Source organism: Asticcacaulis benevestitus DSM 16100 = ATCC BAA-896, from assembly GCF_000376105.1.
GTDB lineage: Bacteria > Pseudomonadota > Alphaproteobacteria > Caulobacterales > Caulobacteraceae > Asticcacaulis > Asticcacaulis benevestitus.
In genome coordinates, this window is sequence record NZ_AQWM01000009.1 from 77277 (window position 1) to 96348 (window position 19072).

The following is a 19072-nucleotide window of genomic DNA, read 5'->3' on the forward strand; positions in this document are numbered from 1 at the left end:
GCATGAACCAGCCCCTCCCCTCCGCCGTATCCGTCATAAGCCACATGGAAACCCGCATGCCTCTGCTCACCACCAACACGCTTGTCCTGCTCGGTCTCGCCGCCGGTATCAGCCTCGTCATGATGGCCGCCACCGTGGTGCAACTCGTCACCAAGAAAAGCGGCTGGATCGATACCTTGTGGACCTTCGCGGTCGGTGCCGGTGGCATCGCCGCCACGCTGCTCCCGGCCGAGGGCGCCAACGACACCCGCCGCCTTGTGGTGGGCGTTCTGGTGGCCGTATGGGCGTTGCGCCTTGGCCTGCATATCGCCAGCCGCACCCATTCGGGCGAGGACGATCCGCGCTACGCGGCTATCCAGAAAGAGCACCCGAAGGACTGGCCGGTCTATCTGTTCGGGATGCTGCAGGCGCAGGCCCTGGCCGCCTTCGTGCTGGTGCTGGCCGTGCGCTACGCCGCCATCAACCCTGCGCCTTTCCCGGCCCTGCTTGATATCTTAGGCGTCGTCATTCTGGTCATCGCCCTGATCGGCGAAGGCGTGGCGGATGCGCAGGTCAAGGCGTTCGGCAAGGCGCACAAGGGAGCCGTCGCCAATACCGGCCTGTGGAAGTATTCGCGCCACCCCAACTATTTCTTTGAGTGGCTTAGCTGGTGTGGCTGGGCGCTGATCGCCCTTTCGCAACCCTTCGGCTGGCTGGCCCTGCTGGCGCCGATCCAGATGTATATCCTGCTCGTCCATGTCTCTGGCATACCGCCGCTCGAAAAACACATGCTGGCGACGCGCGGCGATAAGTTCCGCGCCTACCAGGCCCGCACCAACGCCTTTTTCCCCGGACGTCCCAAAAAGGAAAAGCTATGAATCTCGCCACCACGCTCGCCGAACGCACGCCCCTGCCCAATGGCCTGACCCTGGCCGCCATTGACTGGCTGGTCGGCCGCAGCAAGTGCCAGATCGCCGCAGCCGCCATGCCGGAAGAGGCCTTCGTAGCCGCCATGAACGCCTATCCGGTCGCCGTCCATACGGATGCCGCCAACGCCCAGCACTATGAAATTCCCGACGCGTTTTTCGGGCTTATTCTGGGCGCCCAGCGCAAATATTCGTGCTGCCTCTATGCCGATGACGGCACCACGCTTGATGAGGCTGAAACCCTGGCCCTACTGGAAACCAGCCGGCACGCCGATCTGCACGACGGCCAGACCATCCTGGAGCTCGGCTGCGGCTGGGGCTCCCTGTCGCTGCATATGGCCAAGGCCTATCCGAACGCGCGCATCGTTTCGGTGTCCAATTCGCAGTCCCAGCGCGCCTATATCGAGCGTCAGGCGGTTTTGCGCAAACTGCCTAATCTTCGCGTCATCACCGCCGATATGAACGATTTCACCATCGACCAGACCTTCGATCGCATCGTCTCGGTCGAGATGTTCGAGCATATGTCGAACTGGCAGGCCCTGCTGGCACGCGCCCGCGGCTGGCTGAAAGCCGATGGCAGCCTGTTCCTGCACGTCTTCACCTCCAGCCGCCATTCCTACCGCTTCAACCACGCTGAAAACGCCGACGACTGGATCGGGAAATACTTCTTCACCGGCGGCATCATGCCGGCGCGTGACCTGCCACACCGCTTCCCGGACCTGTTCACGGTCGAGGCCGAATGGCGCTGGTCGGGCGAGAATTACCGCCGCACCGCCATGGAATGGCTCGATAATTTCGACGCGCAGTCTGAGCATATCTGGCCCATCCTGAAAGCGGTCTATGGCAAGGACGCCAACCTGTGGCGCCGGCGCTGGCGTCTGTTTTTCCTCGCCACCGCCGGCCTGTGGGGCCATGACGGCGGCCGCGAATGGGGCGTCGGGCACTATCGGATGAAGCCGGTGGGATAGGTTTTATAATCCACAGATTACACAGATTACACAGATTACACAGATTACACAGATTACACAGATTACACAGATTACACAGATTACACAGATTACACAGATTACACAGATTACACAGATTACACAGATTACACAGATTACACAGATTACACAGATTACACAGATTACACAGATTAACACAGATTAAGAAGAGCACCGGCTTGTCCGCGTCAATTCTCAATCTGTGTAATCTGTGGATTCCTTAAAATCCTAGTTCGCCGCGAAAACCGACTTCGGAATATGCGTGATCCGGCACGCCAGATCCGCCTCACCCGACGCCACGATATAGTGGTCACCCGCATCAGCGATGCCCGTTGTAAACACCACATCACGCAGATACATCTGGTGCTCGATCGGTCGGGTCAGATCGGGACTGGCCTCGATCAGTGGCGCATGATCCGTGCGCACCACGCAGGCAGGGTCGTCCTTATCCAGCAACGACCAGTAGGTGCGATAGATACCGACCAGTTCCTTCGGCTCGACGCCATGCCACAGACTAAGCCAGCCCTCCGGCGTCAGGATCGGCGGTGTGCCGCCGCCCATGCGCGCCGTTGCCACGGTCGCCGAATGTGGCCTGATCCCCGGCTTGCGGTGCGGCTTCCAGTAAAGCGCGTCCTTCGAGGTCGCCAGATTGATCGAAGGGCCGGCGCGCCACTCGCTGCCGGGCGGATAGGCGAAATAGACATACCCCAGCGGCCGCGTCTGGGCCCAATACTCACCCCCGACCTTGCCCTCAAAAATCAGCATGTCCTTGTTCTGGTGATCCAGCACGATATCCTCAAACGTCCAGTCGAGACCATTGGGCGAACTGTACAGCGTGGTCGAATGGCGCTCCGGGCTGACCGAACAACTGGTCATCAGGAAGCGCCCCTCAACCTTACTGATGCGCGGATCTTCGATACCGTAACATTGCAGGCTGTCCTGCGGCGCCACGGCCTTGTCGTAGTGCATGGCCACGACCTCAAGCCCGTCGGGTTTCAGTTCCACCGGCAGTAGCCACGACAGCGAGGTCAGGGCGATGATCTTCCAGCCGCCGCCGCGCAGTTTGAAGACGCGCGGATCGGCGGTATCGACGAGATCGAGCGGCCAGGCATCGAGCACATAACGCCCTTCGTCCCAGCGGATCGCATGGACATGGCCATCGAAGATCGGATTTTTCAGCGCCTCGGCGATCCGCACCAGCAATAACAGATTGCCGTTATCGAGGCGGGTCAGACCGGGATTGAAGGCGCCCAGAACATAGGTTTCCCCAAGGACGCTTTTTGGCAAGTGCCCGGCCAGTGGCGAGCGCGACAGGTCTATATCGTCGGGCGTTAAAATCAGGCGATCGATGGCGTAGGTCATCAGCGCACCGGCCTCGGCCCAGAAAGGGAAGTGTCGGCGATCGGGGTCTGGCGTTCCGCATCAAGCAATTCCTCGTCCGTATCGTGCACCGCAATCACGCCGTCCTCGGGCATGTCGGTGGAATCGATATCGACGCCGGCGGCATCCGTCAGATGATCGTCACCTGGCTTGAGTACGCTGTCGCGCGCAATACCTTTCGAGGTCGTTTGGGTCATGATCGTGCTCCTCTTCTGGAGCGCGAAACTGCCCCCACAGCCATCAAGAGACAATGCGGTTTTACGTCATAATAAGACCATCAAGCCCATGTATTAAAACAACCCTACCCCTCATCACGTTCGGCGGAACAGCGGAGTTTACAACCCTGCACACTGTCTTGCGCGCGTTTGTCAAAGGCCTGGCCTGGTTTGTGGCCGGCTGCGCCGTGTTCGCCTTCGTCAGTTGCTCGACGCAGCGCAGCGGCCTGACCATCCTGCGTGCCTCCACAGGGTCCGGTTTCAGCGACTGCAGTACCACCTATGGCGATCCGAGTCTGGTGGAGGGTGGCGTGGCGAAGGCCAATCCCGAATGGGAAAAAGCCAATCTGGTCATGGTGCGTCTGCCGTGGCGAGCCCATACGGCGTGGGACCCGAAACTGGCCATCCGCAGCCTGCAAGTGCACCGGCAGGCTGCGCCATCGCTGCAACGCGCCATGGCAGCTATCTGGATGCGGTCGGGCGAGAGTCAGGCGGAGATCGACCGGCTGGGCCTGTCGTCGATTGGCGGCGGCTATAACTGGCGGGCGATCCGCAGCGGCGGCGCTTTATCGACGCACGCCTATGGCTGCGCCGTCGATTTCGACCCCAACCGCAACGCGTTGGGCGACACATCGCCGAATTTCGCCCTGCCGCAAAACCGCTATGTCATCGAGGCTTTCCGCACCGAGGGCTGGCGCTGGGGCGGCGTCTGGCCTACTCCCGACGGCATGCACTTTCAAGCGCCGTAGGGTTTGGCAAGCGCCGTAGGGTTTGGCAGGCGCCGTAATCCCTTATACCTCCCCGCTTGCCGGGGAGGGGACCGTGCCCATTCTTCATGGGCGTGGTGGTGGGGTATCTTACTTTCTTCTAAGAACCCCTCAGCCCTGATCCCTCACGCGCTCCAACTGGCTCTTCGCGGCTTTCGCAAGGCTTTTCAGCTTGTGCTCCTCGAAGATTTCGAGCGCCGCTTCCAACGCATAGGCGGCCTCGGTGCGCTCTATCATAAAGCCGGTGATATCACCGCGCGAGATATACAGACGCGCCAGATTGCTTTGCAGAATGGCCCAGCCGATCGGATCGGCGTCCGGCTTGAGGACGCGTAGTTCGGCCTTGAAACCGGCCTCGGCCTTGTCGAGCGCCTTCAGGTCGCCCTTCAGTTCGGCGTGTTTCACCATGCAGATGGCGCGGTTGTTGATAAGCTGGCCACGGAGGCTCAGGCCCTTCTGCAACGGACGTTTCAGCGCCATGCCATAGACCTGCATCGCCTTTTCGTGCAGATCGTCATTAACAATCAACTCCGAAAGCGCCTGCAGACCGAGTGCCAGCGCCTGTTTATGCGCCACCCAGTCGAGCGGCGAATGTTCGAAATCGACCGGCTCGTCTTCGGTGCTGAGCAGGGCGATGCCCTCGCTGATCACGTCCGGACGGCCTTCGATCTCGCCTTTCCAGATGTAGGCCATGGCCAGGCGCAGCACGACGCGCGAATAGGTCACCGGCTCATAGGCCGGATCGAGGCGCGACTGCAGGGCCTCAAAATCCTTGATCACGGCCAGCATGAGCGAGGAATCGCAGCGATCGAGCCCGACCATCATCAGCAGGTCGCCGCGCTCGAAACGGGCTTGCGCCGCATCGATCTTGTCACAGTTGGCGTGGCTGTGCTGCACGCGCTTGTCGGCGCGCTCAACGGCGCGGTCGATATGCGACATGGCCAGCAGGGCCAGTTCCAGGTCTTCGCCGACGCCCTGCTTGACCGCCAGACGCGCCGCCAGTTGTGCTTCCACGCGGTTGAAACGGGCACGGACAGCCTCGTCATCCTGGATAGCGGCACGGCCACCGGCCAGCAGGTCTTCGGCTGAGCTTAACAGTTCGTGGGTCTCGAAAAGATCGGCTGACAGGATGCAGGTCTGGGCCTGTTCGAGCGCGGCGATGGCGGCCTGGGCGGCGTTTTTGGCTTCCTTGCCGGCGTTTTCGGCGGCGGCGGCGGCGCGGCGCAGCGCCACCGGATCACCGGTGCGGCGGCCATATTCGCGCCAGATCTGCGCGGCTTCGAGATAGGGGGCGAAGCGGTCCTTGGTCGAGACGCGGCCGCCTTCGATATCAAGCTGGCGGCCTTGCGTGATCAGCAATTGCAGGTTCAGCAGCTCATAGAGGCTGGAGTCGGAGTCCATCCGGCCCGAATTACGAAATATGCGCCTCAGTTCACGGCCGAATTCAAACATCGCTTGTCCATCGCCCTTCCGGTCGGGAAACGTATCAGGACGATACGCTCTGCCGGGAGATGGAAGGACAAATGCAAGGGAGGTGCCGGAGTTGGCGGTTATCCACGCTTTAGCGTTCAGCATCCCGCACGATTGAGCGCTGCAAACTCATCATCCGACAGTGTGATCTTACTTGCGGCGACGTTCTCTTCCAGATGCTTCCCCTTCGAGGTGCCGGGGATCGGCAGCATGACGGGTGAGCGTTTCAGCATCCACGCCAGGGCGATCTGCGAAGGCGAAGCCTTGTGCAGACGCGCGATATGATCGAGCGGACCGCCGCTCTGCGCCAGATCGCCGGCGGCCAGCGGATACCACGGAATAAAGCCGATGCCGTTGGCCTCGCAATAATCAAGCACGTCCTCATAGCCGCGCTGGACGAGGTTATAATGGTTCTGCACGGTCGCCACCGGAAAGACCTTCTGAGCCGCCTCGATATCGGCCACCGAAACTTCGCTCAGGCCGGCATGACGGATGACGCCGCGATCGAGCAGGCTTTTGACCGCATCGAACTGTTCGGACGCCGGCACACGCGGATCGATGCGGTGCAATTGCCACAGGCCAATCTGTTCGACGCCCAATTGCTCGCGGCTCTTTTCCGCCTGCGCGATCAGATAGTCCGGGCGTCCGTTCATCGTCCAGCGATCCGGGCCTGAGCGCGTAAAACCCGCCTTGGTGGCGATCAGGAGACCATCATAGGGATATAGCGCCTCGCGGATCAGTTTTTCCGAGACATCGGGGCCGTAGGAATCGGCGGTATCGATGAAATTAACTCCCAGTTCCGGCAGGCGCCGTAAGGTGCGTAAGGCGCTCTCGCGGTCGGTCGGTTCGCCCCAGACGCCACGTCCGGTGATGCGCATGGCGCCATAGCCCAGGCGGTTGATGGCGATGTCATTGCCGATTTTGAAGGTTGTGCTCATGCGTGTCTCTCTATTTGTGCAGAAATAGGTACGCGCCGCCTTTCCCGCCAGTCGGAAGGAAAGTTAGGAATCCACAGATTGCACAGATTAACACAGATTTATGCGCGTCAGCGCCTTTGCTTACCTGGTCCTGCACAACGTGTTCGAGAGACGGTTCAGACGCCTCAAGCGCTTCTAAATCCGTGTTAATCTGTGCAATCTGTGGATAAACCTTCTTCCCCTACCCGCAAATCACACCGATCGTCTGGTCAATGAACTTGCGCACAGTCGCCATATCCTCGCCGGCGCGCATCCGCACCGACAAGGTGTTGTTGAGAGTAATAGCCACCGTCGCCAGAGCGTCGATATCGGCATTGGGCGACAGTTCGCCCTTCTGTTGCGCTATCTTCAGGCGGCGACGAAACGCGCGGTCGAGCTCGTGCAGAGCCTTCAGAACAACTTCGGCGATCTCGCGGTCACGCAGACTGTCGATCAGGGCGGCGCTGATCATGAAGCAGCCGCGCCCTTTGCCGTCCTCGCTCGCATAGATCTGGATCGCGGTATCATAGACCCGCCTCAGGCCTTCGCGCAGGGGCACATCGGCGGTGAAAGCCGCCACATAGAGGGCGCGCGTCTCGGCGATATAGTCCTCCAGCACCTCCATGAAGGCGGCCGATTTATCGCCGAAGGCATTGTAGAGGCTCGGCCGGTTCATCGCTGTCGCCGCGCTGAGATCATCGAGCGAGGTGCCGGAAAAGCCTTTTTCCCAGAAGGGTTCGCGCATCGATTTCAGCGCTGTCGGGCGATCATAGGCCCTGGGGCGGCCCCGCGGTTTATCGGATATATTTTGTACCATTTTGCATAAAACTCTTGACAGGCGACCTCGAAACTTAATTTATGCATTTCAGTACAAAAATACAAGGAGGGATGTTATGGCAAATGCCGCGAACCTGATGCTGGCCGCCATTCTCGCCATGGGCGCGCTGCACTTCGCTATGATGGTCTGGCTCTATGTCAGCCGCCTGTGGGCCATGAAACAGGCAGGCATCACCACGTCGACCGCCACCTACGCCACCATGCGCAAGCTGCCGAACTGGGCGCTCAATCCGGCCGCCAACTACAACAATCTGACCGAAGCCCCGCCCCTCTTCTACGCCGTCGTTATCGTGATTGTGCTGCTGGGGCAGGCCGATCCACTCTTTGTGGCGCTGGCCTGGCTCTATGTGATCTTACGCCTCGCGCATTCGCTGTGGCAGTCGCTGATCAATATCATCAGTGCACGGATGGTTTTGTTCGGCGCATCCTGGCTGGTGCTGGCCGTCATGATCCTGCGCGCCGCCCTCAATCTGCTGGCGTCGGCTTACCCTTAAGCCGGCGCTAAACCTCACCCGGCAGGTCGAGCGCCTGCCGGGTGCTTTTTCTATCCCCGCTCTTTCGTCCGCTGGAACGATACGTCCGGGAAGCGTTCGGACACGTAGTTGATCTCCCAGCCCGACTTGCCGAGGAAGACCGGCGCATCGTCGATATCCGAGCCCATCTGCGCCCGATATTTACCGGCGAAATCCTCGACCTTTTCCGCCGTGCCGCCAAGCCAGCGCGCCTCAGCGTAAGGCGAAGGCTCGAACACGCAATCCAGACCGTATTCATTGGCCAGGCGATCAGCCATGACCTCGAACTGGAGCTGACCGACGGCCCCCACAATGAAGTCAGACCCGATGCTCGGGCGGAACAATTGGGTCACGCCCTCTTCGGCCAGGGATTCCAGCGCCTTCTTCAGATGCTTGGCCTTGAGCGGATCTTTCACGCGCACGCGCTGCAGGATTTCCGGCGCGAAGTTGGGCAGGCCGGCGAAGCGGATCGTGCCGCTTTCCGACAAACTGTCCCCCACGCGCAGGACTCCGTGGTTGGGGATGCCGATGACGTCGCCGCCGAAAGCATCCTCGGCCAGTTCGCGGTCAGACGCAAAGAACATGATCGGCGCGTTGACCGACAATTGCTTGCCGGTGTTCTGCACCTTAAGCTTCATGCCGCGCTGGAACTTGCCGGAGGTCAGCTTCAGCATGGCGATGCGGTCGCGGTGGTTCGGGTCCATATTGGCCTGAACCTTGAACACAAAGCCGGTGACCTCCTTGTCGATCGGGTTGACGACCGTATCGACGCCCGCCTTCGAGACCTTCACCACCTTGGGCGGCGGCGCGAAGCCACCGATGGCGGCCAGAAGCTGGTTGACGCCATAGTGGCGCAGCGCCGAGCCGAAGATAACCGGCGTCATATGGCCTTCGAGGAACGCCGCCTCGTCAAACGCCTTGAAGCCACCTTCGAGCAGTTCGGCATTGTCCTTCAACTCGGTCAGTTCGGAAGCCGAGAGCCAGCCTTTGGCCACAGCTTCATCGACCGGCACGGGATCATCGTGGCCCTGATCGTATTCGGCGCCGGAATCGCGCTTGGTGAAGGGATAGAACAGCCCGGTTTTCAGCTCGATCATGCCTCGGAAACGGTTACCCGAACCGGCAGGCCAGTAGAGCGGCGACGGGTCGAGTTGCAGCTTCGAGGCCACCTCATCAAGCAGGGCCAGAGAATCCTCGGCCTCGCGGTCCATCTTGTTGATGAAGGTGATGATGGGGATATCGCGCAGGCGGCACACCTCGAACAGCTTGAGCGTCTGCGGCTCGATGCCCTTGGCGGCGTCCAGCACCATGATGGCGGCGTCGGCGGCGGTAAGCGTCCGGTAGGTGTCCTCCGAGAAGTCTTCGTGGCCCGGCGTATCGAGCAGATTGAACATCTTGCCGTCGTGCTCGAAGGTCATGACCGAGGACGACACCGAGATGCCGCGTTCCTTTTCGATCTTCATCCAGTCGGAACGGGTGCGGCGGTTTTCACCCCGCGCGCGGACCTGACCGGCGGCGCGGATCGATCCGCCGGCCAGCAGCAGGTGCTCGGTCAGCGTCGTTTTACCGGCGTCCGGATGGGAGATGATGGCAAAGGTTCTGCGGCGCGGCGCTTCGGTTTCGGGTGTATTTGACATGCCTGAGCGGATAAAGCGTCAAGGCTGAAAAGTCAAAGTTTTAGGCGCAACTGCCGGGCAATAGACCCGTGTCACGACAGGCGCACACGAACTCTGTGCGTTTATGAAAAGCGCCGAACGCGTGTCTGCTTAGCTCTTATGCTTGTTTCGATGGGCAAACGCCATCAAACACGCACAAATCGCCACAAACCACGCAACAACGATTACGACTAAAGGAGACATTCTTTGACACTCCACCCTGTTAAGCGGAATCTTATTATAAATGTCACACTTTATCAAGTGTAGTTAATGGCCCCCGACCAATATGACACCGGTCAGGATAGCAACATAATGAAGCACAGCGCCGGTCAGCACATGGCCATGCCAGATGGCGCGGCGAAACTTGAGATTTTTCATGGCGTAGAAGATGGTGCCGACGGAATAAACAACACCGCCCAGCGCCAGCAGGATCATGGCCGGGAGCGGCACTTCCTGCACCATCGGCTTGATGGCGATGACCACCAGCCAGCCGAGAATGAGATAGAGCACGATCCAGAACCCCTTACCCAGACCAGGCAGGAACAGCTTGGCCAGTATGCCCATGACGGCCAGCGACCACACGCCAACGCTCATCCACAAGGCCCAGCCACCTTTCAGCGCCTGCGTCGTGAAGGGGGTGTAACTCGCGGCGATCATCAGGAAAATGCCGGCGTGATCAAGACGGCGCAGCAGGGGCTGCCAGCGCGGCACGGCAAAATTATAGGCGGTCGAAAAGGCCAGCATGGCGATCATGCCGAGCGCATAGATGGTGATGGCGGCCACCTTGCCGAGCAGGCCGTGACTGACCGCCAGGCCCAGGGCCACGCCACCGCCGAACAGGGCGAAGGCCAAGCCAACGATATGCACGATCAGATCGGCATGGCGGGCCCAGCGCGTCGGATAATGCTGCAGTTTATCGCTAATTTGCTCGAAGGTCATGCTGCCGTTTTACGCCTTTTCAGAAGTCACTGCCAATCACGTATACCACAACATGGTGACAGGATTGCTAACGCTCACGTAAACTTGAAACATATCACAAGTAAAGGTCAGGATTCATCAAGACAGATTACCGGTTCTTACGGCTTGTTCCGTAACAGCCGAAGTTCTATATCCGCAAAATGTTCCGTTCCCTTTCCTTCCCCCTCGCCCCTTTTTAGGGGAGAAGGCCGGGGTGCGGGGTAATTCTACCATCTGAAACCCTCACCCGGCTCGATATATCGAGCCACCCTCTCCCCTAAAAAGGGGCGAGGGGGGAAGATTGTGATGCCAAACACACAAAAAATCACGCCCGGCCTTGTCGGTCTGTTCGCCCTGGCGTGCGGCGTCACCGTCGGCAATCTCTACTATGCCCAGCCGATCATCGCCCTGATCGCGCCGGATGTCGGCCTGTCCGACCATACCGCCTCGCTGATCGTCTCCCTGACCCAGATCGGCTATGGCCTTGGCCTCCTGTTCATCGTGCCGCTGGCCGACCGGACCGAAAACCGCCGCCTGACCCTGATCCTGCTGACGGGCGCCTTCGTGAGCTTACTGGCGGCGGCCCTGACCAGCAATGGCGCGCTGTTCCTGATCGTGTCGTTGCTGATCGGCCTGGCCACTGTCGCTGTGCAGGTGCTGATCCCGCTGGCGGCGCACATGGCCTCCGATGAGAAGCGCGGGCAGATCGTCGGCAATATCATGGGCGGACTGGTGCTGGGCATCCTGTTGTCACGGCCGCTCTCCAGCCTGATCGCCGATCATTTCGGCTGGCGCGCCGTGTATTTCACCGCGGCCGCTTTTATGGTGCTGATGGGCGGCCTGCTCGCCCTCACCCTGCCGCGCCACCAGCCCGACCACAAGACGACCTATGCGCGGCTGATCCATTCCCTGACCTTGCTGTGGCGGGCGCATCCGGCCTTGCGTCTGCGCACCCTCTTTCAGGCCTGCATGTTCTGCGCCTTCTCGCTGTTCTGGACCGTGGCGCCGCTCGAACTGGCCGGGCGTTTCCACCTCACTCAAACGCAGATCGCCCTGTTCGCCCTGGTCGGCGCCACCGGCGCCCTGGCCGCGCCTTTAAGCGGGCGTCTGGCCGATGCCGGCCATACCGTGAAGGCCACCTTCGGCGCGCTGGCGGTCGGGGCCGCGGCCATGCTGATCACCCTCCTGCCGTCGATGCGCGGCATCATCGTGCTGGCCCTGCTCGGCGTAGCGCTCGATTTCTGCGTCCAGATGAACATGGTGCAGGGCCAGCGCGCCATCTATGCGCTCGATCCCTTGAGCCGTGGCCGCGTCAACGGCATCTACATGGCCGGCATCTTCACCGGCGGGGCGATTGGCTCGGCCGTCTCCAGTCCGCTCTATGAAAGCGGCGGCTGGGAATATGTGGCGATGGCCGGCGGCATGGCGCCGCTGCTGGCGCTGGCGGTGTTTTTGATGACGTACAAGCGGGCGTGACCGTCTGATTAAGGTGAATCGTCGGTTCACCTTATCTTTCAACAGAAATACAAAACCTTTGAGTTAGTCTGTACCTCGACCACAACTCAAGAGCCGGTCACGGCCAAAGGTAGCGTTTTGTATTTTCTGTTGAATGACCTTATCCTCGATATCGACTCGGCGCATATGATGAACCCGCTTGATGCCGATCGCTTCGAAGCGCTCAGCATCGATTACATCGCGCTTCTGGGTAAGGAAATGTTCGCGGAAGACCCGGCGACGCACCGCAAGAATCCCGAACGCGCCCGCCGCCTGGCCTATCTTATCCATATGAAGATGCCGCGCGTCAACGCCGCCCAGTTTTTCCCGACCTCCAACAGCGGCACACCCGACAGCGTCGACGCCAGCTTCAAGTCGATCAACGAAATGGCGTTGGGCATGTTGTATGAGCAGCAGAAAATCGGCCAGCTCGACGCCGGCAAGATCGACACCGAGGTCTGGCACCGCATGGCAGCTTAAACGCCTAAAGGTGTTTAAGCTTTTTCGTAAGAGGTCGCCTGCATTGGGCTCAAGGCGCGAGGCGTCAGCACGCGTCTATGGCGTGCGCGGCGAGCGGTCGCCCTTGCCAAAACCCATGAAGATTCATGGGTTTTAGTATGCTTGAGCAGCCTGCCGTCTCTTATCAACTCAGCACTACCGTCCGTGCTACCGGCGCTTCTACCTTATCCGAGTTGGGAAGGGTTTGAACCAGGCTGAACCAGTAGTCCTCAATGATCTGCACGATGTTATCGTAATCATCCAGGCTGATAGGCTTGATGACAAAACCATTGGCATAATCGTTGTAGGCTGCCACCAAGTCGCTGGCGGCGTCCGAACTGCTCAGGACGACGACGGGAATGATACGCAAGGCGGGATCAGCCTTGACGCGGCTTAAAAATTCCAGACCGCGCATCTTCGGCAGGTTCAGATCGAGAAGGATGATATCAGGCAAGGCCGTGGCCGTATAAGCACCTTCCTGCCTGAGCATGGCCAGCCCTATCTCGGCCGAGGTGGCGACTGTGACGTGCGTCGGCATGACGGATCGACGGAAGGCCAGCTTCATCATGGCGGCATCGCCGGACATGTCTTCGATCAGAAGCACCCTCGGTAAGTCTGTGCGTTCGGCGATGGTTGACATTGAGTATTCCTCCGCCGCACCAAGTGGATTCAAATGCGCATTACGGATAGTCTATGACGCCTATATAATCTTTATTCCATACGGAAAGGGGCCGGACGGCGGCCTTATCACTTGCAGCGATGTCCTGATGGATGGCGGCGTGACGGCCTCTTATATCTACGGCGAACTCGTGCGGAAAAACGCCTGATCCTTGGCGTCAGAGGCTACGCGATCCTGTCCGTGCCGAATGACCTATTTCTTCGCCCAGTCAAAGGCGCTCAAAGGCATACTGCCGGCCATGGCGGCTGTCCCGGTGTCGTTCGGGTGCAATTGGTCGCCGACATCGAATTCCGGCCGCAGGCGCAAAGCCGCCTCGCTCATCCGCGTGGCGGCGTCGAAATCAAACACGCCGTCGAACAGGCTCTGTCCGCGAACCCATGTATTGATTGCTTGCCGCCGCGTTTCTTTTTCGGCCGAATAATAGCCCTCGAACACCGTGCCCTCGAAGGGTAAAAGCGTGCCGGCATAGATGCGCAAACCGCGTTCGTGGGCGCGCTCGGCCATTTGCTTCAGGCCATCGATCATGTCGTCGGCCGAGACATAACCCGCCGAGCCAGGCCCTTGCGCATGGCCAAGATCGTTGATGCCGATCAGCACGATGACGGCGGCGGCGTTGGGTTGCGCCAGCACATCGCGGTCGAAGCGCGCCAGACCGCCATCGCCAAAACGCGCCCAGGTGCCGTGGTGCAGCAGGCGATTGCCGCTCAGGCCGGCATTGACGACGCTCAAAGGGATGCCGGCATCATGCAGGCGGCGGCTCAAAAGCTCCGGCCACGTCGCGCCGCTGTCAGGCGTGATGCCGTAGCCGTCGGTGATCGAGTCGCCAAAGGTGATCAGGGCCGCCTCGGCCTTGCTGCCGGAAACCTCGATCTCGGCCAGCCACGGAAAAGCGCTGCCGATGCCGATATCGGTCTTTGTATCGGGCAGATCGGCGGCGGATGTCTGGTTACCGGGAGCGCTGTAGAACGCGCCGCGCTGGATATCGTGGACGGTGAGCAGCGGCGTCGGGGCGCTGACATAGAGACTGACGGCCAGCGCTGCGTGGGCTGAGACCTCCAGCGGCAGGGGATCGCTCAGGGCATAGGCGCCGGGCGCAATGGTCACGCCGGCATGGCCGGAAAAGGTGACGGCTTTGTCGGTGGCCGGATCGATGCGGCTGCCGGTTGCGCGGCGGGCGATACGGATATCATCGATGCGTAGCGGCGCTGATCCGTAAGCGTTGGAGAGACGCAGACGCACTGAACTGCCGCCAGCGCTGACCCGCACGATCTGGCGCAGGGTCATGTCGCTAATCACCGCCGCGCTGCCGGAAGGCTCCGGGGCGGCGTACCAGGTCGGCACCCAGACCACGTGCGGGGCTTTTGCCAGAACCGGCGAAGCGATCAGCGCGGCGGCAACGGCGATGGTGGCAAAGACTGACTTTAAACGCATGGCGCGGGCCTCGGACAGGATCAGATGCCCGCTACAGCTATCACGAATCGGCGGCGGCGGAAGTCTTGAAAAGACGCGCCTTGAGGCTGATCCACTTTTCCTCGATCACCCACAGATAGGGCTTGAGCGACTTGACCGGCTTCTCGATGCTGTGCACAAAGAAGCCGCAGCTTAAGTCCGCGTTTTCAGCGCTTTTTACAACCTTAACGCGAACAAAATGCCCTGCCTATGATCTGTAGGTTATAACATTAAGTCATTGTATTTTTTCGCATTTTCAAATCACCTCTGGCGGCGATCGTAAAAAACGATTAGCGTCAGGTTTTACCCTGCCGGAAACCGCCATGGCGCACGATCATCACGCTCACGACCATTCTCATGACCATGGCCATGGCCATTCCCACGGCGGGCATGGCCATTCTCACGCCCCGACCGATTTCGGCACGCGCTTTCTGTGGGCCGCCGCGCTCAACGCCGCCTTTATCGTCGCCGAGATCGTCTATGGTCTGAAGGCCAACTCGCTGGCCCTGTTGGCCGATGCGGGGCATAATTTCAGCGATGTCATCTCGCTGATCCTCAGTTGGGCGGCGTGGTGGCTGGCGAAAAAGAAGCCGGTCGCCGGTTTCACCTATGGCTTCCGCGGCGCTTCGATCATGGCGGCGCTTTTCAACGCCGTCCTGCTGATGGTGGCGGTCGGCGGCATCATCTGGGAGGCCGTGCAACGCTTTTCCGGCCATGAAACCGTTCAGGGCGACATCGTCATGTGGGTGGCCGGCGCCGGCATTCTGGTCAATGGCTTCACCGCCTGGCTGTTCGCCCAAGGACAATCCGATCTCAATATCAAGGCGGCCTTTGCCCATCTGGCGGCCGATGCGGTGGTTTCGGCGGCCGTGGTGATCGCCGGTCTCGCCATGCTGCTGACCGGCTGGGCGTGGCTCGATCCGACGCTCAGCATCGTGGTGTCACTCGTCATCGTCTGGGGGACGTGGGGCCTGCTGCGCGATTCGGTGCGGCTGTCATTGCAGGGCGTGCCACCGCATATCGACTTCAACAAGGTGAAGGCGTTTCTGTGCGGCCTGCCGGGCGTCACCGATGTCCACGACCTGCATATCTGGGGCATGAGCACCACCGAGGTGGCCCTGACCGCGCACCTGACCATGCCCGGCGGTCATCCGGGCGACGCCTTCCTGCATGAGCTGGCCGAGGAACTGGAGCACCACCACGGCATTATCCACGCCACGGTGCAGATCGAGATGAGCGACAGCGCGCACAGTTGCGCCCTGGCACCGGACGAGGTGGTCTAAACACCACCTCCCCGGCTTTGCAGGCGCTTTATGCCTGCGCCTTGATCCACACCTGCGACTGCAGGCCAGTGAAGCGCTGGCGCGGCCCGACCTCGGCCGCAGCGGTCTTGGTGCCGGGCGCGTAGTCGATATCGCCGGCGCCCATTTCACTCGCCGCCCCGCCGATGCGGTTCATGCGGGCATAGTTGGGGATGGCCAACATGGCCGAACCATCGGCCCACTTGCCGGTCAGGGCCACCACGCCGCCCAACAGATCGGGACGCCATTCGGCCTTGATCCGCGCGTTGCTCAAGGCCTGCGTGATGCTCTTCTGGTCGGCCAGTTCGACGTTATAAACCAGCGGACCGTAGCCCAGCGCCACCAGACCACGATCGGCCTCGATCTTCTCATCGGCATAGATGCGCTGCGGCTCCATCGGAATCTCGAAGGCGACCGTATCGCCGGCCTTCCATTCGCGCGTGACCAAAGCGTAGCCGTTGACGATCTGCGGCGTGTAAGCCTGGCCATTGACTGTGAAGCCCTTGAGGCCCTTGATCGCCGGCACGGCGGTATAGAGCGCGCTGGTGTGGCGGTTCGGCACGCGGACATGCAGGGTGAAGGTCTTGCTTTGCTTGGGGTTGACGGTGATCGCCACCGCGCCATTCCACGGATAATCGGTCTTTTGCACCATCTCGACATCGGTTCCGGCCACCTTCTCTACCGTGATCTTCGAGCCGACGAACATGTTGACATAGAGGCCGGCCTTGTCCTTGACGTAGGTCCAGGTCGGCATCATCAACAGCGTGCGCGGGATGTTGGCCACGCAGCACGGGCAGACGTGCCACAGGGTGCGCTCGGTATTGACCAGCGGATTGGTGTAGCAGAAGCTGCGCCCTTCCAGATCTGTCGAGCCCAGAAGCGCGTTATACATCGTCTGCTCGTAGAGATCGGCGTACTTGGCGTCGTGGTAGCTCAGGTTCATCTTGTACTGGAAGAAGATCAGGCCGCAGCTTGAGCAGGATTCGCAGTAGGCGCCATTGCGCAAACTGTAGTCCGGTCCGAAGCCTTCCGAGGTCTCGCCCGAACCGACGCCGCCGGTGACATAGTATTTGCGGTTGACCATGTTGTCCCACAGCGACGCCACGGCGCTCTGGTAATCGCGGTCACCGGTTTCGGCGGCGATATCGGCCATGGCCGAGTAGAAATAGACGGCGCGGACGGCGTGGCCGACGGCCTCATACTGTTGCTCGGGCGGCAGATGGCTCTGGTCGTATTCCTGACCGCCGCGGCGCGATTCTAGCAGGAACTTCGCCAGTGCGATATAGGCGTCGCCCTTTCCACTACCTTCTTCATCGTTGACGAAACGGCCGAAGCGGACAAGCGCCTGTTCCATTTCCTGGTGACCGTCGAACCACTCCTTCTTGCCGGGGCCGATATTGGCGACCCAGCAATCGGCCAGCTTCTTGGCGGCGTTATAGAGGCGCAGATCCTGACCATTGGTCAGGGTGTGGTGGTTGATGGCGGATTCGATGAAATAGCCGGCGATATAGCCTTCATGATCCGAGCGATGATCGGGTGACCAGCGCTCGGGCCAGGCTTGCTTGGTCGCCAGCGTCTTGGCGGTTTGCAGGTAACCGTCGGGCTCCTGCGCGGCCAGGATGATCGGAATCCAGCGCTCCAGCGTGGCCTGCATATGGGCCTGCGCCTTGATCATGTCCTTGTCGCCCTGCGGATCGACCATCAGGGCGATACAAATGGCCTCGACCGTTTCCAGCACCCAGGCGTTGGAAAAGACATAGCCCTTGTGCGGGGCGTGAGGCTCGCCGCGATTGGCCTTGGCCGCCTCGATGAAATTATCGATGCCGCCATTGCCGATCTTGAGATCGGTGCGTTCGCAATAGTCGATGACGTGCGGAATCCAGTTGACGATCAGGGTCTTGGCGCGGGTGTTCCACAGCGGGCTGTCGATGCTGTAGCGCTTGGTGTAGACGACATCGAGGCGCTCAGCCGGCGGTGCGGCCTGGGCATGGACCGCCAGCGTCGAGCGGCTGACCTGGCCGCCGGTGTGGGCCTCAAGCTCCAACACATAATCACCCAGCGCCGAGAACTGCGCGCTGGTAACGGGGGCCTTCGGATCGGCGAAGGTGACGTCACCGGGGCCGGAGACCTTGCGCCACAAGGTGCCGGCGTCGGCCGTCGAGGTCAGCCATTCGGCCTTGCCGCGCAGATAGGTCTTGCCGCCCATGACCACCGTGCGGTCAATACCCGCCGCGACAGCCGGGGCAAACAGCGGGATGGCGCCGGAGCTCATGACGCGCCATTCGATGATGCCGGTCGAGAGCGTACCGTCGGAGATAATTTCGAGGCGCAGGCGGTCGGTTTTAACTTCGTCGAAGGTGGTGACGTTGAAGGTATCTTTTTCAGTACCCAAACCCTTGGCGTTCTTTACCGGCACATAGGCCGTGCCGTTCCAGTAGAGGATGCGGCAGGCCTTCGGCGCGCCGACGCCCTGACCATCGATCCACCAGTAGACCTCGATCTTGTTGGTGGTGACCGGCTGGCTCCAGTCGTATTGCACCCACTCGGTGCCGGTCTTGGGCCAGTTGCCGTACATGCCGGCTTCCGCATCGGCGGAACTGGCGGGGCTGTTGCCGTCATTGAGCGCGGAAACCCTTGTGTCGCCGGAATTATAGGAGGTGGAGGGCTTGGCCACCTTTGCCAGATTAACAGCGCTATCCTCGGCGCGCGAGGCGGTGGCGAAGGGGGCGATAGAAGTGAAAAGCGCAGCGCCCGTCACGCCGGCAAAAAAGGTGCGGCGGCTGACATCGGTGGCGCAAGGACAACTGGTTTCACACTGATGCGGGCGGGTTTCGGCGAAAAATTTCCTGGACACGTGGCATTTCTTTTCTGGAACAAATTATATCATATACAATTAACTCAGACAATTGCCCTTGGCAAGCCACGCGCCGCACTTTGATCTGGGAAGCGCCCGCAGGCGAGCATAGTCTTTGAGACCTCGCCTGAGGCATTAAAAGGCATCCGTGCCTTTC

At 60.6% G+C, this 19072-nt stretch carries 17 protein-coding genes; 7 read left to right on the forward strand and 10 right to left on the reverse strand.

The window, feature by feature from the left end:
- The first annotated feature begins 56 nt into the window (after positions 1-56).
- Positions 57-857: a DUF1295 domain-containing protein gene (locus B060_RS0111720; protein ID WP_026172776.1), complete on the forward strand. Its 801-nt coding sequence runs from the start codon at positions 57-59 to the stop codon at positions 855-857.
- Positions 854-1873: an SAM-dependent methyltransferase gene (locus tag B060_RS0111725; RefSeq protein ID WP_018081978.1), complete on the forward strand. Its 1020-nt coding sequence runs from the start codon at positions 854-856 to the stop codon at positions 1871-1873. Before B060_RS0111720 ends, B060_RS0111725 begins: the two co-directional genes overlap by 4 nt.
- Positions 1874-2119: 246 nt before the next feature.
- On the opposite strand, the gene B060_RS0111730 is transcribed toward B060_RS0111725, so the two are convergent.
- A complete protein-coding gene (locus B060_RS0111730; RefSeq protein ID WP_018081979.1) occupies positions 2120-3253 on the reverse strand; it encodes a glycoside hydrolase family 130 protein in 1134 nt (377 codons plus the stop codon).
- Positions 3253-3468, reverse strand: a complete 216-nt coding sequence (locus B060_RS0111735; protein ID WP_018081980.1) for a hypothetical protein — start codon at positions 3466-3468, stop codon at positions 3253-3255. Before B060_RS0111735 ends, B060_RS0111730 begins: the two co-directional genes overlap by 1 nt.
- A 158-nt stretch (positions 3469-3626) precedes the next feature.
- On the opposite strand from B060_RS0111735, the gene B060_RS26075 reads away from it, so the two are divergent.
- Positions 3627-4235, forward strand: a complete 609-nt coding sequence (locus B060_RS26075) for a M15 family metallopeptidase (RefSeq protein WP_018081981.1) — start codon at positions 3627-3629, stop codon at positions 4233-4235.
- Positions 4236-4364: 129 nt separating this feature from the next.
- Here B060_RS26075 and B060_RS0111745 read toward each other — a convergent pair whose 3' ends face one another.
- The 3 genes from B060_RS0111745 to B060_RS0111755 form a co-directional block, all read right to left on the reverse strand.
- Positions 4365-5705: a hypothetical protein gene (locus B060_RS0111745; RefSeq protein ID WP_155847842.1), complete on the reverse strand. Its 1341-nt coding sequence runs from the start codon at positions 5703-5705 to the stop codon at positions 4365-4367.
- Between the two features lie 116 nt (positions 5706-5821).
- Positions 5822-6661 carry an aldo/keto reductase gene (locus B060_RS0111750; protein WP_018081983.1) on the reverse strand — a complete coding sequence of 280 codons (840 nt, stop codon included), beginning with the start codon at positions 6659-6661 and terminating at the stop codon, positions 5822-5824.
- A gap of 220 nt (positions 6662-6881) precedes the next feature.
- The gene (locus B060_RS0111755) at positions 6882-7496 is read right to left on the reverse strand and encodes a TetR/AcrR family transcriptional regulator (protein ID WP_018081984.1); all 615 of its coding nucleotides are present in this window, start codon (positions 7494-7496) and stop codon (positions 6882-6884) included.
- Between the two features lie 76 nt (positions 7497-7572).
- Here B060_RS0111755 and B060_RS0111760 point away from each other — a divergent pair, with 76 nt between their 5' ends.
- Entirely contained in the window at positions 7573-8010 is a 438-nt protein-coding gene (locus B060_RS0111760) for an MAPEG family protein (RefSeq protein ID WP_018081985.1), read from the forward strand.
- 50 nt (positions 8011-8060) lie between these two features.
- Here the strand turns inward: B060_RS0111760 and B060_RS0111765 are convergent, their stop codons facing one another.
- The gene (locus B060_RS0111765; protein ID WP_018081986.1) at positions 8061-9665 is read right to left on the reverse strand and encodes a peptide chain release factor 3; all 1605 of its coding nucleotides are present in this window, start codon (positions 9663-9665) and stop codon (positions 8061-8063) included.
- Between the two features lie 285 nt (positions 9666-9950).
- Positions 9951-10622, reverse strand: a complete 672-nt coding sequence (gene trhA, locus B060_RS0111770; protein ID WP_018081987.1) for a PAQR family membrane homeostasis protein TrhA — start codon at positions 10620-10622, stop codon at positions 9951-9953.
- A gap of 324 nt (positions 10623-10946) precedes the next feature.
- Between trhA and B060_RS0111775 the strand changes: the two genes are divergently transcribed.
- Positions 10947-12116, forward strand: a complete 1170-nt coding sequence (locus tag B060_RS0111775) for an MFS transporter (protein ID WP_018081988.1) — start codon at positions 10947-10949, stop codon at positions 12114-12116.
- Between the two features lie 117 nt (positions 12117-12233).
- Positions 12234-12614, forward strand: coding sequence for a hypothetical protein (locus B060_RS0111780; protein WP_018081989.1), 381 nt, complete (start codon positions 12234-12236; stop codon positions 12612-12614).
- A 163-nt stretch (positions 12615-12777) separates the two neighbouring features.
- Here B060_RS0111780 and B060_RS0111785 read toward each other — a convergent pair whose 3' ends face one another.
- On the reverse strand, positions 12778-13272 hold the full coding sequence (locus tag B060_RS0111785; protein ID WP_018081990.1) for a response regulator: 495 nt from the start codon (positions 13270-13272) through the stop codon (positions 12778-12780).
- A 231-nt stretch (positions 13273-13503) separates the two neighbouring features.
- Positions 13504-14742, reverse strand: coding sequence for an SGNH/GDSL hydrolase family protein (locus tag B060_RS0111795; RefSeq protein WP_018081992.1), 1239 nt, complete (start codon positions 14740-14742; stop codon positions 13504-13506).
- Positions 14743-15083: 341 nt separating this feature from the next.
- On the opposite strand from B060_RS0111795, the gene B060_RS0111805 reads away from it, so the two are divergent.
- A complete protein-coding gene (locus B060_RS0111805; protein WP_018081994.1) occupies positions 15084-16043 on the forward strand; it encodes a cation diffusion facilitator family transporter in 960 nt (319 codons plus the stop codon).
- A 28-nt stretch (positions 16044-16071) separates the two neighbouring features.
- Here B060_RS0111805 and B060_RS0111810 read toward each other — a convergent pair whose 3' ends face one another.
- Positions 16072-18915, reverse strand: coding sequence for a beta-L-arabinofuranosidase domain-containing protein (locus B060_RS0111810; RefSeq protein ID WP_018081995.1), 2844 nt, complete (start codon positions 18913-18915; stop codon positions 16072-16074).
- Between the last annotated feature and the right edge of the window lie 157 nt (positions 18916-19072).

Coding starts and splice junctions, on each gene's coding strand:
- B060_RS0111720 (WP_026172776.1), top strand. CDS start 57: ATGCCTCTGCTCACCACCAACACGCTTGTCCTGCTCGGTCTCGCCGCC.
- B060_RS0111725 (WP_018081978.1), top strand. CDS start 854: ATGAATCTCGCCACCACGCTCGCCGAACGCACGCCCCTGCCCAATGGC.
- B060_RS0111730 (WP_018081979.1), bottom strand. CDS start 3,253: ATGACCTACGCCATCGATCGCCTGATTTTAACGCCCGACGATATAGAC.
- B060_RS0111735 (WP_018081980.1), bottom strand. CDS start 3,468: ATGACCCAAACGACCTCGAAAGGTATTGCGCGCGACAGCGTACTCAAG.
- B060_RS0111745 (WP_155847842.1), bottom strand. CDS start 5,705: ATGTTTGAATTCGGCCGTGAACTGAGGCGCATATTTCGTAATTCGGGC.
- B060_RS0111750 (WP_018081983.1), bottom strand. CDS start 6,661: ATGAGCACAACCTTCAAAATCGGCAATGACATCGCCATCAACCGCCTG.
- B060_RS0111755 (WP_018081984.1), bottom strand. CDS start 7,496: ATGGTACAAAATATATCCGATAAACCGCGGGGCCGCCCCAGGGCCTAT.
- B060_RS0111760 (WP_018081985.1), top strand. CDS start 7,573: ATGGCAAATGCCGCGAACCTGATGCTGGCCGCCATTCTCGCCATGGGC.
- B060_RS0111765 (WP_018081986.1), bottom strand. CDS start 9,665: ATGTCAAATACACCCGAAACCGAAGCGCCGCGCCGCAGAACCTTTGCC.
- trhA (WP_018081987.1), bottom strand. CDS start 10,622: ATGACCTTCGAGCAAATTAGCGATAAACTGCAGCATTATCCGACGCGC.
- B060_RS0111775 (WP_018081988.1), top strand. CDS start 10,947: ATGCCAAACACACAAAAAATCACGCCCGGCCTTGTCGGTCTGTTCGCC.
- B060_RS0111785 (WP_018081990.1), bottom strand. CDS start 13,272: ATGTCAACCATCGCCGAACGCACAGACTTACCGAGGGTGCTTCTGATC.
- B060_RS0111795 (WP_018081992.1), bottom strand. CDS start 14,742: ATGCGTTTAAAGTCAGTCTTTGCCACCATCGCCGTTGCCGCCGCGCTG.
- B060_RS0111805 (WP_018081994.1), top strand. CDS start 15,084: ATGGCGCACGATCATCACGCTCACGACCATTCTCATGACCATGGCCAT.